The organism is Microbacterium galbinum (assembly GCF_023091225.1).
In the GTDB taxonomy this organism is placed as follows: Bacteria; Actinomycetota; Actinomycetes; order Actinomycetales; family Microbacteriaceae; genus Microbacterium; species Microbacterium galbinum.
Window position 1 is genome coordinate 2,083,365 of record NZ_JAHWXM010000001.1, and the last position, 14,188, is coordinate 2,097,552.

Genomic DNA, 14,188 nt, shown 5'->3' on the forward strand with positions numbered 1-14,188 from the left:
CATGGCTGCGAAGTGGATCGAAGCGCTCACCGGATCGCTCGAGCAGAAGAAGCAGTACCGCGACGCGAAGAAGCGGATCGACGCCCTCCCCGAGCCCTACCGCTCGGTGGCGAACGCCCAGCACCGCTACTCGATGTACTACGGCGGCATCACCGACGGCGACACCCTGGTGCAGATCTTCCTCGGCCTCGCCGACCTGTGGGAGCGGGCCGCGATCGACGGCACTCCGATCTCGGCGATCGTGGGCGACGACCCCGTCGAGTTCGCCGAGACCTACGCCGAGTCGTACGGCGGAGTGCAGTGGATCGACAAGGAGCGGGCGCGCCTGATCAAGGCCGTCGACGAAGCGAGAGACGAGGAGAAGGAGTCATGACCGCAGCGATCACCGTCACCGGTATCGAGAAGTCCTACAAGGACCTCCACGTGCTGAAGGGCGTCGACTTCGAGGTCGAGGCGGGGTCGATCTTCGCCCTGCTCGGCTCGAACGGCGCCGGCAAGACGACCATGGTGCGCATCCTCTCGACGCTGCTGACGGCGGATGCCGGCACGGCGAACGTGCGTGGACACGACGTCGCGAGCGACCCGCTGAAGGTGCGCGAGACGATCAGCCTGACCGGCCAGTTCGCCGCCGTCGACGAGATCCTCACGGGACGCGAGAACCTCGTGCTCGTCGCGAAGCTGCGGCATCTGCCCGGCGCGGGACGGATCGCCGACGATCTGCTCGCCCGCTTCCGCTTGACGGATGCCGGGGGCCGGAAGGTCGGCACCTACTCCGGCGGCATGCGCCGCCGCCTCGACATCGCGATGAGCCTCATCGGCGACCCCGCAGTCATCTACCTCGACGAGCCCACCACGGGTCTCGACCCCGAGGCCCGCCTCGAGGTGTGGCAGGTCGTGAAGGACCTCGCGCACACCGGCACCACCGTGCTGCTCACCACCCAGTACCTCGACGAGGCCGAGCAGCTCGCCGATCGCATCGCGATCCTGCACGAGGGCCGCATCATCGCGAACGGCACGCTCGCCGAGCTGAAGGCACTGCTGCCTCCCGCGAAGGTCGAGTACGTCGAGAAGCAGCCGACGCTCGAGGAGATCTTCCTCTCGCTGGTCGGCCCGAGCGCCCCGAAGGAGGACGCAGCATGAGCACGCACTTCGCCGCCGACACGGCGACCCTCACCGGCCGGTCGATGCGGCACATCTTCCGCAGCGCCGACACCATCATCACCACGGCGGTCACCCCGATCGCCCTGATGCTCCTGTTCGTGTACGTCTTCGGCGGGGCTCTGCGTCAGAGCACCGGCCAGGAGAACTACGTGAACTATCTGCTCCCCGGCATCCTGCTCATCGCGATCGCGTCGGGCATCGCCTACACGGCGTTCCGGCTCTTCACCGACCTGCAGAGCGGCATCTTCGAGCGCTTCCACTCCATGCCGATCGCCCGATCGAGCGTGCTGTGGGCGCACGTGCTCACCTCGCTCGTCGCGAACGGCATCACCCTGGCGATCATCTTCGGCGTCGGGTTCCTGATGGGTTTCCGCACCGGGGCGAGCGTCGGAGCATGGTTCGCGGTCATCGGCATCCTGCTGCTGTTCACCCTGGCGCTCACCTGGCTGGCGATCATCGCCGGACTCAGCGCCAAGACGGTCGACGGGGCGAGCGCGTTCTCGTACCCGCTGATCTTCCTGCCGTTCATCAGCTCGGCCTTCGTGCCGACCGACACGATGCCCGGGCCCGTGCGCTGGTTCGCCGAGAACCAGCCGGTCACGTCGATCGTGAACACAATCCAGGCGCTGTTCGCCGGCGAGCCCGTGGGGTCCGCGATCTGGGTCGCCCTCGCCTGGTGCGTCGGTATCCTGATCGTCGCGTACGCCTTCGCGATGCTCGCCTACCGCCGCAAGGTGCGGTGACCCGAGGCATCATCGTTCCGGCGGAGAAAACACCGATGGGCGGAGGATTCGAGAAGAATCCTCCGCCCATCGGCGAGAAATCCGCCCATCGCGTTGCAGCGCGGGGCGAGACAGAGCGTCAGATCAGCTGACGACCCAGTCGAAGTCCGCGCCGTGCTCCTCGAGCCACGCGTCGACCGCTTCGGCTTCCTTGCCCTCGCCGTACTCGTTCACGACGAGGTCCTCGAGCGAACCGTACTGGGCGTCGTCGAGCTTGATCTGCTCGATCAGCTCCGCGGCCTCGGGGAACTCCTCGGCGAAGCCCTTCGTTCCCAGGAAGTGCAGGGCCTCGGGGTCGCCCATGGCACCCTTCGGGTCTTCGAGGTCCTTCACGGGGAAGGCGTCGTTGGCCCAGAACGGACGCCACAGCGTCACGACGATGTCCTCCTGCTTGTCGGTCGCCGACTTCAGCTCGGTGAGCATCGCGGCGGTCGACGAGGTGACGAGCTCGTACTCGCTGTCGAGGCCGTACTCGGGCAGCATCGACTGGGTCTGCGCGGTGAGACCGGCACCCGGCTCGATGCCGTAGATCTTGCCGTCGAGCTCTGCGCCCTTGCCGGCGAGGTCCTCGATCGAGTTCAGCTCCGAGTACTCCGGAACCGCGATCGTGAGCTTGGCGTTGTCGTAGTAGGCGCCGAGGTCTTCGATGTCGTCGCCGTAGGTGTCCATGTAGGACTTGTGGGTGAGCTCGGGCCAGGCCGACGGGTAGATGTCGACGTCACCCTGCGCGAGGCCGGTGTACAGCGGGCCGGCCTCGGTGAGCGTCTTCATCTCGACCGTGTAGCCGATCTTCTCGAGCTGGTCCTGCAGCAGGTACGCGGTGCTCAGGCCGTCGGTCCACGACGGCAGGAATCCGAGCGTGATCGTGCCCTTGTCGCCCGAGCCGGCGTCGCCGCTGTCGGAGCCGCCTCCGGTGCCGCCCATGCCGTCGCCGCTGCAACCGGCGAGCGTCAGGGATGCTGCGGCGCCGATCGCCGCGATGGTCAGGAGCTTCTTCTTCATGTGTATCTCTCTCGTCACGTATGGATGTGTGCCGTGTTGCGGGTACTGCAGTGGTGCTTCGGAAGGGAAGACGTCAGGCGGTGGTGACCGGGGCGCGGTGCGGCGACGCGACGTGGCGCTCGGCCTCGTCGGCGGCATCCGTCGCATCCGTCGAACCGGACGACGAAGCGGATGCCGTGGCACCGCGCTGCTTCGCCTTGCGACGCGCGAGCATGCCGAGCAGCGACGACGGGTTCTCCCCCAGCGTGCCCAACGCCGCGGTCACGCGGTCGAGGAAGACGGCGATGAGCACGACGCCCAGGCCGGCCTCGACGCCCTTGGCGATGTTGATGGTCGAGATCGCTTCGACGACGAGCTTTCCGAGGCCGTCGGCGCCCGCCATACCGGCGATGACCGCCATCGACAGGGCGAGCATGATGACCTGGTTGACGCCGGCGAGGATGGTCGGCATCGCGAGCGGCAGCTGGATGCCGCGCAGGATCTGCCCCGGCTTGGCGCCGAAGGCCTGTCCGGCCTCGACGGTCTCGGAATCGACACCGCGGATGCCGAGTTCGGTCAGTCGCACGCCCGGAGGCAGTGCGAAGATCACGGTCGCGACGAGGCCCGGCACGACGCCGATGCTGAAGAACACGATCGCGGGGATCAGGTAGACGAAGGCGGGCATCGTCTGCATGAAGTCGAGCACCGGCTTGAGGATCGCACGAACGGTGGCGTTGCGGGCGGACCAGATGCCGAGCGGGATCGCGATGACGACGGCGATCACGGCGGCGACGAGCACCAGCGCGAGCGTCTGCATCGCGGGCACCCAGAGGTTCATCGCGACGATCAGACCGAACGACACGACAGTGCCGATCGCGAGCTGCCACGAACGCACCAGCCACGCGATGAGCGCGGCGATCACGATGATGACGATGAAGTGCGGGCTGAGCAGCGCGCGCGTCAGACCGTCGACGAGGAACGAGACGACGAACGAGATCGCACCGAGGAAACCGTCGAGGTTGTCCTTGATCCAGTCGACACCGGCAGCGACCCACGTACCGAGGGGAATGCGGAAGTCCATCAGCGCACCTCCTCACTCGTGGGGGCGTCCCCGTAGACCTGGGCCCCTGAGCCTGTCGAAGGGTCCGCCGTCCAGCCGTCGTCGAGCACGGCGTCGATCTCGGCCTGCGGCATCGGCAGCAGGGGCAGCGTGAGCTCGCCCGTCGCACCGGGGCCGGGGCCGAGGGCTGCGAGCAGGGTCACGCGCGGGATGACACCGGCGAGTCGGCCGGCGGCATCCGTCACCGCGAGGGGCAGCGGCGACTCGACCGCGGGCACGAACAGATTCATGAGCACCTCGTCCTCGCTCACGCTCTGCGGCACGGGCTTGATGATGTCGCGCAGGGTCGAGGTGCCCTTGCGCACGAGCTTGACGGCATCCCGGTCGGTCACGATGCCGACGAGCTGCCGGTCGCGGCCGACGACGTAGGTCGCCGACATGTAGGCGTCGCGCATCTGGCGCAGCGCGGTGCGCGGGCCGGCTCCCTCGGCGACGACGGGGCGCGGACGCTCCATCACGTTGCCGGCGGTGAGCACGCGGGCGCGGTCGACGTCCTGCACGAACTGCTCGACGTAGTCGTTGGCCGGGTCGGTGAGGATGTCTTCCGGCGTGCCGATCTGCACGATGCGGCCGTCGCGCATGACCGCGATCCGGTCGCCGAGGAACATCGCCTCGTTGAGGTCGTGCGTGATGAACACGATCGTCTTGTGCAGCTTCTGCTGCAGTTCGAGCAGCTGCTCCTGCATCTCGCGGCGGATGAGCGGGTCGAGGGCGCTGAACGCCTCGTCCATCAGCAGGATGTCGCTGTCGGCGGCGAGCGCACGGGCGATGCCGACGCGCTGCTGCATTCCGCCCGAGAGCTCGGAGGGCAGCTTCTCGCCCTGGCCCTCGAGGCCCACGAGCGACAGGATCTCCTCGGCCTTCGCGAGGCGCTCGGCCTTGGCGACGCCCTTGAGCTCGAGCGGGTAGGCGACGTTCGCGGCGACCGTGCGGTGCGGCAGCAGGGCGAAGTGCTGGAAGACCATCGACACGCGGTCGCGGCGGATCTCGCGCAGACGCGACGCCGGGATGCCGGTGATCGGGTCGCCGTTCACCGTGACAGATCCGTCGGTGGCGGGGTGCAGGCCGTTGAGCATGCGGATGATGGTGGACTTCCCGGAGCCGGAGAGCCCCATGATGACGAAGATTTCACCGCGGTTGACGGTGAAGCTGGCGTCGATGACGGCGGCGGTTCCCGCCTCGGCGACCTGCGTTCGGCTCTCGCCCGCCTTCAGCCGGCGGACGGCCTGGTTCGGATTCTTCCCGAACACCTTGAAAAGATTGCGCGCTTCTAGAACGGTTTCGGACACGTTTCCCCTGCGGCTCGCCTTCGGGTGGCTGAGCCTGCTTCGGTTACGCCCGGGTGATGCTCTCGAGGCCGTTCGACATGTCTGCTGTGGCGGCACGGACGGCGGATTTCGGATCCACCGCGATAGAGCAACGACCGTACGTCCACGCCTCTTCGCAGCACAGCTCATCGAAAGAAGGACGTGGCCGCGGACTGGTCTTCGGGCCGTCAGGCCCACAGACCAACGTAACGAAATGGCCGGTCAGGGGCAAATCCGGTCTATCGGCATACTCATAGAATCGCGTGCTGACCGGGGAATTGCTCGGGCATCTAGCGAATCTCGAGCGGGCGTGCCGCGAGCGTTTCCCGTGCCCCCTGAGGGGTCGAGACACGCCGTGCGGCGGCATCCGATCGCGGCGTGTTTTGACCCCTCAGCGCGGGCGACGGATGCTGCGCGTCACCGTGAACTTCGGCGTGCGGTGCAGCTGCTCGGTCGGGCCGATCAGACGGGTCAGCTCGGCCCGGTATCCGAGTGACGAATTGAACACCGTGAAGAGCTCTCCGCCGGGTCGGAGCACACGAGCGGATGCCTCGAACAGGCGCGTCGCCGCGCCCGTGTGCACGCTCGCCCCGAGGTGGAACGGCGGGTTGAGCAGCACGACGTCGACGGATGCCGTCGGCACCTCGGAGGCCGCATCGTCGTGGGTCACCGTGACCCGGTCGGCGACGCCGTTCGCGACGACGGTCGCACGGGCGGAGGCGACGGCTGCGGCCGAGCGATCGGTCGCGATCACGCGGGCATCCGGGTGCGCCCGGGCGTACGAGACGGCGAGGGCTCCGGTGCCGCAGCCCAGGTCGAGGACCTGAGCGCCCTTCGTCGGTTCCTGAGCGCCCTTCGTCTCGTCGCTGCGCTCCTCGCTCAGGGACCGCGAAGCGAGACGAAGGGCCCCACCCCGCAGCACGTCGAGCAGCACCCGCGTCCCGATATCGAGCTTCGCCCCGGCGAACGCCCCGCCGTGCGCGACGAGCGTCAACCCGTCATGCGTGGCCATCACCGGGAAAGGCCGCGCGACCGGCACTTCCTTCGGATCCGACGCGATGACGAGTCGCGACTTCCGCTCGGCGCGCTGCGCCTGCACGATGCCGAAGCTGCGCCCGATCACCTCGTTCTGCGCGATGGTCATGTGCTTCACGCGCCCGCCGGCGACGAGCACCGCATCGGGGGCGGCCCAGCGGGCCACGGCATCCGCGATCTCCTCGAGCTCGGCGAGCGCCTTCGGCAGCTGCAGCAGCACGAGTCGCGCGCCGTCGAGCAGCGACCTGTCGAGTTCGTGCGCGACGAAGCCGTCGATCCCGAGGTCGGCGGCGTTGCGGTCGAGCGCACGGCGACCGGTCGCCAGATCATGGTGCACGCGGATGCCGCGCAGCCCGGCATCGGTCAGCGCGAGCGTGATCGCCCCGTACTCGTCGCCGATGACCGCGACCTCCGGGCCGGCGACACCGCGCTCCACGGCGAGCGCGAGCGCACGCTCGGTGAGGAGCAGGTCGGTCGCGTCGTGCGCCTGCAGGTTCTCGGCCTCGACATCGGGCAAGCGACGCAGGCGGCTGTAGGGGAACTCCGGCACCCGTTCACTGTACGCGGGGCCCTCCGTCTCGTCGCTGCGCGGTTCCTGAGCGAGCGAAGCGAGACGAAGGGCTCCTCGCTCAGGAACCAGGGTCCGGGACGCTTCAACAGGCTCAGCGACCCAGGGTTCAGCAGCTGGGTCCCTGAGCTTGTCGAAGGGCCCACCACGAGAGAGCCCTCAGAAGAACGTGCGCACGAGCTCCACGACGCGGTCCGACTCGGCCGACTCGACGACGGGCAGGAAGTGCCACTTGTCGAACGCGGTGCACGGGTGCGAGAGGCCGAGGGCGACGACGTCGCCGATCGCGACGTCCGCCCCGCGCAGGAACGTGTGCTGGTCGTTCATCGCGGTGATGGATGCCCCGGCGAGCGGCGCGAGCGCCTCACCGAGATCCCCGGCGACCCCGTGCACGACGGGCAGCCCCTCGTCGAAGGGGAAGTCGCGCTTGCCGCCGTCGAGCAGGGCGAGCGCGGGCTCGGGGTGCGAGACGACCCGCGCGTAGCCGCGCATCGCCGAGCGGAACGCCCCGCCCGCCTCCGTGCCGGGGAACGTCGCGTCGAGAGGCGAGATGCCGCGGTAGAAGCCGTCGTCGTGCACGATGTACGCGCCCGATCGCAGCGTGAACCGGGTGCGGGAGTCGCGGGCGATCGCGGGCGCGTAGACCTCGGCGACCAGGTCGAAATAAGCGCTGCCGCCCGCTGTGACGAAGACATCGCCCTCGTCGTAGAGGTCGCCGAGGGCCTCGTGCACGACGAGCTGGTCGGCCAGGTAGGCGCGAACGGCGGCGAGCGCGGCATCCGATCGGTCGTGCCCGAGCGCGCCCTCGTAGCCGCCGACGCCGGCGAGGCGGAGCACATCGGATGCCGCGATCCGACGCCCGATCTCGATCGCCGCCTCGACGCTCCGGGCGCCGGTGCGCCCGCCCTCCGCTCCCAGTTCGACGCAGACGTCGACCCGACGCGGCACACCCGTCTCGCGCAGGGTGCGCTCCATCGCGTCGACGGTCTCGAGGGAGTCCGCCCAGCTCACGAAGCGGAAGTCGGGGTCGGCGAGCTCGCCCGCGAGCCACCGCAGCGAGCGCGCATCGACGACGGCGTTCGCGAGCATGACGCCGTCGAGGCCGAAGGTGCGGGCGGTGCGCACCTGGCCCATGGTCGCGAGGGTGATGCCGGGGCATCCGATGTCGAGCTGACGCTGCCAGAGCGCGGGTGCCATGGTCGTCTTGCCGTGGGGCATGAGCTGCAGGCCTCGGGCGGAGGTCCAGTCGGCCATCACCGCGAGGTTGTGGCGCATCGCGGCGTCGTCGAGCGCGATGATCGGCGTCCAGAACTCCGACAGCCGGGGCCCGGTCGCGAGGAACTCGTCGACGGTCAGCCCGATCGCTCGCTCGGGGATTCCCTTGTCGCGTGCGGTGAGGCGCTCGTCGCCCCACCCGTCCTGAAGCCGTGCCATGGGGTGTCCTTCGCGTGGGGTTCGTCGGGGGTCCTTACGAATCTACGCGACCGAGGGGTTGACAACACTCCCGGTTAAGGGGTTAGTTAGTCATGTAAGTAACCCCCTAACCCGTGGAGGACGCGTGATCGAAGAAGGCAAGCCCCTCTTCCTCCAGATCGCCGAGCAGATCGAGGACTCGATCGTCGACGGTTCGCTGGCCGAGGAGGCCCAGGCGCCCTCGACCAATGAGCTCGCCGCGTTCTACCGCATCAACCCCGCCACCGCAGCGAAAGGAGTCGCGATGCTCACCGACAAGGGCGTCATCTACAAGCGCCGCGGGATCGGCATGTTCGTCGCCGACGGCGCCCGCGAGCGCCTCCTCGGCGAGCGCCGCGCCGCCTTCGCCGACCGGTACATCGACCCGCTGATCACCGAGGCCCGCACCCTGGGTCTCGACGCCGACGACCTCGCCGCGCTGCTCGCCGAGCGCGCGGCACGAACCTCCACCGCACGAGAAGGGAAGACCCCCGCATGACCACCGTCATCGAGGTGCAGAACCTCACCAAGCGCTACAAGGACACCCGGGCGCTCGACGACGTGTCGCTCTCGCTCGAGGGCGGCCACATCTACGGCCTCCTCGGTCGCAACGGCGCCGGCAAGACGACGCTCATGTCGATCCTCACCGCCCAGAACTTCGAGACCTCGGGCTCGGTGCGGGTGTTCGGCGAGCACCCGTACGAGAACTCCCGCGTGCTCAGCCGCATCTGCTTCGTGCGCGAGAGCCAGAAGTACCCCGACGACGCGTACCCGAGGCACGCCTTCACGGCCGCCCGCCTGTTCTTTCCGAACTGGGACCAGGCCCTCGCCGACGAACTCATCGCCGAGTTCCAGCTGCCCATGAAGCAGACGATCAAGAAGCTCTCGCGCGGCCAGCTCTCGGCGGTCGGAGTCATCATCGGGCTCGCCTCGCGCGCCGAGCTGACGTTCTTCGACGAGCCCTACCTGGGGCTCGACGCCGTCGCCCGGCAGATCTTCTACGACCGCCTCATCGAGGACTACGCCGAACACCCGCGCACCATCATCCTGTCGTCGCACCTGATCGACGAGGTGTCGAACCTCATCGAGAAGGTCATCGTGATCGACCAGGGGCGCATCCTCCTCAACGACGACACGGATGCCGTGCGCGACCGTGCCGTGACCGTCGTCGGCGACGCCGCCGCCGTCGACTCCTGGGTCGGTGACCGGGAAGTCCTCCACCGCGAGTCGCTCGGGCGCGTGGCATCCGTCACCGTGCTCGGCGCCCTCTCTCCCGCCGAGCGCGCCGAGGTCTCCGGACTCGGGCTCGACCTCGCGCCCATCTCTCTCCAGCAGTTGATCGTCCGACTCACCCAGAAGGCCGAGACCTCCTCGGCCGTGAAGGAAGGGGCATTCTGATGCGACGCACGTTCAACGTCGTCCGCCTGCAGCTCATCAACCGGCAGACCTTCATCTGGGTGCCGCTGATCATCCTCGGATCCGCCGTCGTGATCTCGGTGCTCATCTACGCGATGATCCCGACCTCGGGCCCCAAGTACGGCGGAGGCGGTCAGGCCCCGCTGTGGTACTTCTTCGCGCTCGGCCTGTCGTCCATGACGCTCACGTTCCCGTTCTCGCAGGCGATGAGCGTCACGCGCCGGGAGTTCTTCGTCGGAACTCTCCTCACCGCGGTTCTCGGCAGCACCTTCCTCGGGATCATCTTCCTGATCGGTGGTGCGATCGAGACCCTCACCGACGGCTACGGCATCAACGGCTACGTGTTCTATCTTCCGTGGCTCTGGGAGGCCGGCCCGCTCGGAGCGTTCACGGTCTACTTCGCGTTGGCCCTGCTCCTCTTCGTGATCGGCTTCACCGGAGCGACGATCTACAAGAGCTGGGGCCCGACGGTGCTCACCGTGGTGGGCGTGGGCCTCGCGCTCGTGCTCATCGGCCTGGCCTTCCTGGCCACTCGGCTCGAGCTCTGGGGGGAGGTCGGCGCCGCGTTCCTCGACGCCGGCGCACTCGGCATCGCACTGTGGGGACTGCTCGCGGCCGCGATCCTCGCCGCGATCTCGTTCCTCGCCTTCCGCCGCGCGAAGCCGTAGCGCCGGGCCTCCCGCATGGGGGATGCTTCGACAGGCTCAGCAACCCAGTAGCCCCGCACACGTACTGGGTCCCTGAGCCTGTCGAAGGGTCCCACCCCGCACAACTTCGATCAGATCGTGTCGTCGGCGCCGATCACGTCGATCTGCCAGTGGCGACCGGCGGGGTCGGCGTCGTCGTGCGCCTTCTGCGCCTCATCGAGCACGTCGTTCACACGGATCATGGCCTTCTCGAACTCGGCCTCGGTGAGCCGGATCGTGCGCTGCGAGAAGGTCGCGTGCACCTCGGCCGTGCGCCCGGCGACGTACTCGGGCGTCCACGCGATCACGCGGCGGAAGAGATCCTGATGCTCTTCGGCGATGGCCGAGATCACGGCGGTTCCGAGAGCCTCGTCGACGACGGGGTTCTCAGGGCCGCCGACGTTGAGCGCCCCCTTGCGGCTCGTCCACACGCGGTCGCGGCGGTCGCGCGCGTGTTCGGGCGCCTCGACGATGAGTCCGGCATCCGCCAACGCCCGCAGATGGAAGCTGACACTGTTGGCAGGCACCTCGAGCTCGGCGGCGATGTCGGCGGCGCGCAGGTGCTCATGGCGCGAGAACAGGCGCAGGATGCGGCGGCGCAGCGGGTTCGCGAACGCCTTGAGCATCGCCGAGGTCATCCACTCGGCATCCGCCGCGGTCTCGTCGTCAGCCATGCGCCGAGTCTATCCGCACCCGAATTTGCGCAATATTAGTTGCGCAACTATTCTTGCGGATCTACCATCGAGCCATGACCACCGCGACCGCCCCGCACCGCCTGTGGCGGAACACCCGCTATCTCACCTGGCTCGTGAGCGACACGAGCAAGGGTCTCGCCGCCGCACTGTCGGGCTTCGCGATCCCCCTCCTCGCCCTCATCGTCACCGACGACCCCGCACAGGCCGGCATCATCGCCGGGGCCGGACTCGTCGCCCGCCTGCTCACGACCCTGGTCGGCGGGGTGCTCGCCGACCGCCACCGCCGCGTCGTGCTGATGCTCGTCGGCTCACTGCTCGGTATCGCGCTCGCCACGGCGTTCACCCTGCTCGCGGCGAGCGAGGCGCTCACCTTCAGCGCACTGTTCGCGATCAACCTGCTGCTCGCGGCACGCAGCGGGCTCTTCGACGTGGCCGGCGAGAGCGCGCTGAAAGAGATCGTCCCCGACGACGCCATGGGCCGCGCGCAGGCCGCCAACCAGGGGCGGGATGCCGCGCTGCAGCTCGCGGGCGGACCGCTCGGCGGCGTGCTGCTCGGCGTCGGCGGGTGGCTGGTCGGCCTCGTCATGACGCTCTGCCATCTGATCGCCGCGGGCACCGCGTGGGTGCTCGCGCGGGGCGGCTCGCGCACGACGCGCGAGAACGGAGACGAACAGACGGATGCTCGGCACGTCGCGCTCGGACACGCCGCGGATGCCGCGGGCGGTCCGGGTTTTCGCAGCGGGGTCCGTGAAATGGGCGAGGCGTTCCGCTGGTTGTTCTCCCGCCCGGACCTCGGCGGAGTGCTCGCGATCACCACGATCGTGAACCTCGGGTTCAACGCCGCGATCACCACGACCATCTACGCGCTGCAGCAGGCCGGGCACTCCGAACTGCTGATCGGGGCGCTGAGCGCCGGCGTCGGGGCCGTGATGCTGGTCGGAGCCGTGATCGCCCCGCTGCTGGTTCCACGCATCGGCGCCGGCATCCTGACCATCACCGCCCTGTCGGTGGTCGCGGTCGCCACCGTCGCGCTGTCATGGATGGTCGAGCCGTGGGCGATCATCGCCGTGCTCGGCGCGGCGGTGCTGCTCGTGCCCGCCCTCAACGCCGGGATGATGGGCTACTTCATGGTCGCGACCCCGAGCCGCCTGCTGGGGCGCGCGAACAGCGCCGCCGGGGTGCTGGGCATGGGGGCGATGCCGCTCGGACCGCTGATCGCCGGATTCGGGCTCGCCTGGATCGGCCGTCAGAACACGATCCTGGTGTGCGCGGCGCTCTGCGCGGTCGCGGTCGCGCTGGCGATCGGCAACCGCGCACTGCGCGCCCTGCCGGTCGAGGCGCGGTGGGCCGAGCACGCCCGCCGCTACGAAGCCTGAGCCCTCAGCATCCGCCGGCGCCTCGAAACCCACCGGAACCGACGAGACCCACCCCTATCGACGTCGCGGACGATGGGTCTCGGCGCGATCGATGGGCCTCGACGAACGGATGCCCGAATTCCTCGGCGCCCGACTTACAGCGCGCCCGTGAGCGCGGCGATGCCGGCGAGCAGTGAGAGCAGGGCGAGGGTCAGCGCGATCGAGATCAGCACGATGTGCACGATCAGGAACTTCGTGGCCTTGCCGTTCGCGTCCTTGGCACGCGGGTCCTTCGCGACACGGCGGAGGAACTGCGGCCACGCGATCGCGTTGAAGGCGGCGTTGAGGAACAGGATGACGGCGAGAAGGGTCACCCGTCCACCGTATCGGCCCGGCATGACGTCATCCGTTCCCCGGATTCCTGGACTCCGACCAATCACGTCATGTATCAGAAACCTCTTGCCGTGCTCCTGGTAGGTGTGCTCACAATGTCTTTCATGATCGACGGTGCTCCCGGCACCGCGCTCGATCCTGCGTCGGACGACGGTCCCCCTCGCTGGCAGCATGCGGCGAACCTGTTCGACGCATGGCGCGAGGGCGACGGTCGCGCGATGGACGGGCTCGTCCGCTTGATGACGCCCGTGCTGTGGCATGTCGTCCGGGCGTATGGACTCGAGCGCTCACTCGCCGAAGACGTGGTGCAGACCACATGGATGCGTTTGGTGCGCGGTCACGCGGCGATCTCCGATGCGCAGGCTGTCTCGGCCTGGCTCACGACGACCGCCCGTCGCGAGGCCTGGCGCGTGGGCAAGGCCCACGGACGCGTCGACACGGCGGATGCCGACGACCTCGACGCCCTTCTGCCGGTGCAGGACTCGGCCGAGGAGCGGGCGGCGATCGCGGATGAGCGGCGGCAACTCTGGAACGCCGTGCGTCGACTGGCCGAACGGTGCCAGCGCCTGCTGCGGGTGGTCGCGTTCGAGGACCGCCCGGACTACGCCCGCCTCGCCCAGGATCTCGCGATGCCGGTGGGGAGCATCGGCCCGACGCGGCAGCGGTGCCTGGCGAAACTGCGCTCGCTGCTCGACACCGCCCCGCGGGCGGAGGGGATCGCATGAGCACCCACGATGACGCCCTGTTCGCCGAGCTGCGGGCGATGTGGCGCGATGCCGACCCCGTGCCCGACACGCTCGTCGATCGGATGATCGCGGCTGTCGCCGCCGACGGGCTGAGCCAGGAGTACGCGCTGCTGACGCTCATCGAGGATCACCTCGGCGCAGTGCGCGGAGACACGGATGCCCTGACGTTGCAGTTCAGCGACGGCACGACGAGCATCCTGCTGCACGTCACGGCGAGCGCGGGCGGCCTGCGCCGCGTCGACGGGTGGGTCGACACGGCGGCCGCCGAGGTCGTGCTCGCGCAGGGCGAGGAGGGCTCGGCGAGCGAGACGATCCGCACGACCGCACCCGCCGAGACCGGACGGTTCGTGTTCGACGAGGTCCCCGCGGGCATGACCACGGTGCGCCTGACCACCACGGTCGGCGGCGAGGCGCGCACTCTCGCGACGCCGCGCTTCGAACTCTGACCGCCGTGACGCCGCGGCCGCTGTATCGCCGTAATCGCTGTACCG

At 69.0% G+C, this 14,188-nt stretch carries 16 protein-coding genes; 9 read left to right on the top strand and 7 right to left on the bottom strand.

Annotated features, from left to right (window positions below):
• Window position 1 precedes the first annotated feature (1 nt).
• Genes KZC52_RS09970 through KZC52_RS09980 form a run of 3 tightly spaced genes read left to right on the top strand, consistent with a single transcriptional unit; the run spans window position 2 to window position 1,904 of the window.
• Window positions 2-373, top strand: coding sequence for a DUF1048 domain-containing protein (locus tag KZC52_RS09970; RefSeq protein ID WP_247623894.1), 372 nt, complete (start codon window positions 2-4; stop codon window positions 371-373).
• Window positions 370-1,140 carry an ABC transporter ATP-binding protein gene (locus tag KZC52_RS09975; RefSeq protein ID WP_247623895.1) on the top strand — a complete coding sequence of 257 codons (771 nt, stop codon included), beginning with the start codon at window positions 370-372 and terminating at the stop codon, window positions 1,138-1,140. Before KZC52_RS09970 ends, KZC52_RS09975 begins: the two co-directional genes overlap by 4 nt.
• A complete protein-coding gene (locus KZC52_RS09980; protein ID WP_247623896.1) occupies window positions 1,137-1,904 on the top strand; it encodes an ABC transporter permease in 768 nt (255 codons plus the stop codon). The genes KZC52_RS09975 and KZC52_RS09980 overlap by 4 nt, the downstream gene beginning before the upstream one ends.
• A gap of 123 nt (window positions 1,905-2,027) precedes the next feature.
• Here the strand turns inward: KZC52_RS09980 and KZC52_RS09985 are convergent, their stop codons facing one another.
• The 5 genes from KZC52_RS09985 to KZC52_RS10005 all read right to left on the bottom strand — a co-directional run bounded on the left by KZC52_RS09985 (window position 2,028) and on the right by KZC52_RS10005 (window position 8,388).
• The gene (locus tag KZC52_RS09985; protein ID WP_247623897.1) at window positions 2,028-2,945 is read right to left on the bottom strand and encodes a glycine betaine ABC transporter substrate-binding protein; all 918 of its coding nucleotides are present in this window, start codon (window positions 2,943-2,945) and stop codon (window positions 2,028-2,030) included.
• 73 nt (window positions 2,946-3,018) lie between these two features.
• Entirely contained in the window at window positions 3,019-4,008 is a 990-nt protein-coding gene (locus KZC52_RS09990; RefSeq protein ID WP_247624741.1) for an ABC transporter permease, read from the bottom strand.
• Entirely contained in the window at window positions 4,005-5,333 is a 1,329-nt protein-coding gene (locus tag KZC52_RS09995) for a quaternary amine ABC transporter ATP-binding protein (protein ID WP_247623898.1), read from the bottom strand. Before KZC52_RS09995 ends, KZC52_RS09990 begins: the two co-directional genes overlap by 4 nt.
• 409 nt (window positions 5,334-5,742) lie before the next feature.
• Window positions 5,743-6,936, bottom strand: coding sequence for a class I SAM-dependent methyltransferase (locus KZC52_RS10000; protein ID WP_247623899.1), 1,194 nt, complete (start codon window positions 6,934-6,936; stop codon window positions 5,743-5,745).
• A 177-nt stretch (window positions 6,937-7,113) separates the two neighbouring features.
• On the bottom strand, window positions 7,114-8,388 hold the full coding sequence (locus KZC52_RS10005) for a type III PLP-dependent enzyme domain-containing protein (protein ID WP_247623900.1): 1,275 nt from the start codon (window positions 8,386-8,388) through the stop codon (window positions 7,114-7,116).
• Between the two features lie 124 nt (window positions 8,389-8,512).
• Here KZC52_RS10005 and KZC52_RS10010 point away from each other — a divergent pair, with 124 nt between their 5' ends.
• From KZC52_RS10010 to KZC52_RS10020, 3 genes are read left to right on the top strand one after another with little or no spacing between them, the layout of a single operon-like run.
• Entirely contained in the window at window positions 8,513-8,905 is a 393-nt protein-coding gene (locus KZC52_RS10010; protein ID WP_247623901.1) for a GntR family transcriptional regulator, read from the top strand.
• On the top strand, window positions 8,902-9,804 hold the full coding sequence (locus KZC52_RS10015; RefSeq protein WP_247623902.1) for an ABC transporter ATP-binding protein: 903 nt from the start codon (window positions 8,902-8,904) through the stop codon (window positions 9,802-9,804). Before KZC52_RS10010 ends, KZC52_RS10015 begins: the two co-directional genes overlap by 4 nt.
• Window positions 9,804-10,490 (top strand): hypothetical protein, encoded by a 687-nt coding sequence (locus tag KZC52_RS10020; RefSeq protein WP_247623903.1) that lies wholly within the window; start codon window positions 9,804-9,806, stop codon window positions 10,488-10,490. The genes KZC52_RS10015 and KZC52_RS10020 overlap by 1 nt, the downstream gene beginning before the upstream one ends.
• Before the next feature lie 110 nt (window positions 10,491-10,600).
• Here the strand turns inward: KZC52_RS10020 and KZC52_RS10025 are convergent, their stop codons facing one another.
• Complete coding sequence (locus tag KZC52_RS10025) at window positions 10,601-11,182, bottom strand: ArsR/SmtB family transcription factor (RefSeq protein ID WP_247623904.1); 582 nt, start codon at window positions 11,180-11,182, stop codon at window positions 10,601-10,603.
• A 74-nt stretch (window positions 11,183-11,256) separates the two neighbouring features.
• Here KZC52_RS10025 and KZC52_RS10030 point away from each other — a divergent pair, with 74 nt between their 5' ends.
• Window positions 11,257-12,579 (top strand): MFS transporter, encoded by a 1,323-nt coding sequence (locus KZC52_RS10030; protein ID WP_247623905.1) that lies wholly within the window; start codon window positions 11,257-11,259, stop codon window positions 12,577-12,579.
• A 134-nt stretch (window positions 12,580-12,713) separates the two neighbouring features.
• On the opposite strand, the gene KZC52_RS10035 is transcribed toward KZC52_RS10030, so the two are convergent.
• Window positions 12,714-12,932 carry an SCO4848 family membrane protein gene (locus tag KZC52_RS10035; protein WP_247623906.1) on the bottom strand — a complete coding sequence of 73 codons (219 nt, stop codon included), beginning with the start codon at window positions 12,930-12,932 and terminating at the stop codon, window positions 12,714-12,716.
• A gap of 123 nt (window positions 12,933-13,055) precedes the next feature.
• On the opposite strand from KZC52_RS10035, the gene KZC52_RS10040 reads away from it, so the two are divergent.
• Both KZC52_RS10040 and KZC52_RS10045 read left to right on the top strand, forming a co-directional pair.
• Window positions 13,056-13,676 carry an RNA polymerase sigma factor gene (locus KZC52_RS10040; protein WP_247623907.1) on the top strand — a complete coding sequence of 207 codons (621 nt, stop codon included), beginning with the start codon at window positions 13,056-13,058 and terminating at the stop codon, window positions 13,674-13,676.
• Complete coding sequence (locus KZC52_RS10045) at window positions 13,673-14,143, top strand: hypothetical protein (protein ID WP_247623908.1); 471 nt, start codon at window positions 13,673-13,675, stop codon at window positions 14,141-14,143. Before KZC52_RS10040 ends, KZC52_RS10045 begins: the two co-directional genes overlap by 4 nt.
• The last annotated feature ends 45 nt before the right edge of the window (window positions 14,144-14,188 follow it).

Bases quoted from the DNA above. Each gene is read 5' to 3' on its own strand.
- KZC52_RS10030 (WP_247623905.1), top strand. From the start codon at position 11,257: ATGACCACCGCGACCGCCCCGCACCGCCTGTGGCGGAACACCCGCTAT.
- KZC52_RS10025 (WP_247623904.1), bottom strand. From the start codon at position 11,182: ATGGCTGACGACGAGACCGCGGCGGATGCCGAGTGGATGACCTCGGCG.
- KZC52_RS10020 (WP_247623903.1), top strand. From the start codon at position 9,804: ATGCGACGCACGTTCAACGTCGTCCGCCTGCAGCTCATCAACCGGCAG.
- KZC52_RS10045 (WP_247623908.1), top strand. From the start codon at position 13,673: ATGAGCACCCACGATGACGCCCTGTTCGCCGAGCTGCGGGCGATGTGG.
- KZC52_RS10040 (WP_247623907.1), top strand. From the start codon at position 13,056: ATGATCGACGGTGCTCCCGGCACCGCGCTCGATCCTGCGTCGGACGAC.
- KZC52_RS09970 (WP_247623894.1), top strand. From the start codon at position 2: ATGGCTGCGAAGTGGATCGAAGCGCTCACCGGATCGCTCGAGCAGAAG.
- KZC52_RS09985 (WP_247623897.1), bottom strand. From the start codon at position 2,945: ATGAAGAAGAAGCTCCTGACCATCGCGGCGATCGGCGCCGCAGCATCC.
- KZC52_RS10005 (WP_247623900.1), bottom strand. From the start codon at position 8,388: ATGGCACGGCTTCAGGACGGGTGGGGCGACGAGCGCCTCACCGCACGC.
- KZC52_RS09975 (WP_247623895.1), top strand. From the start codon at position 370: ATGACCGCAGCGATCACCGTCACCGGTATCGAGAAGTCCTACAAGGAC.
- KZC52_RS10015 (WP_247623902.1), top strand. From the start codon at position 8,902: ATGACCACCGTCATCGAGGTGCAGAACCTCACCAAGCGCTACAAGGAC.
- KZC52_RS09980 (WP_247623896.1), top strand. From the start codon at position 1,137: ATGAGCACGCACTTCGCCGCCGACACGGCGACCCTCACCGGCCGGTCG.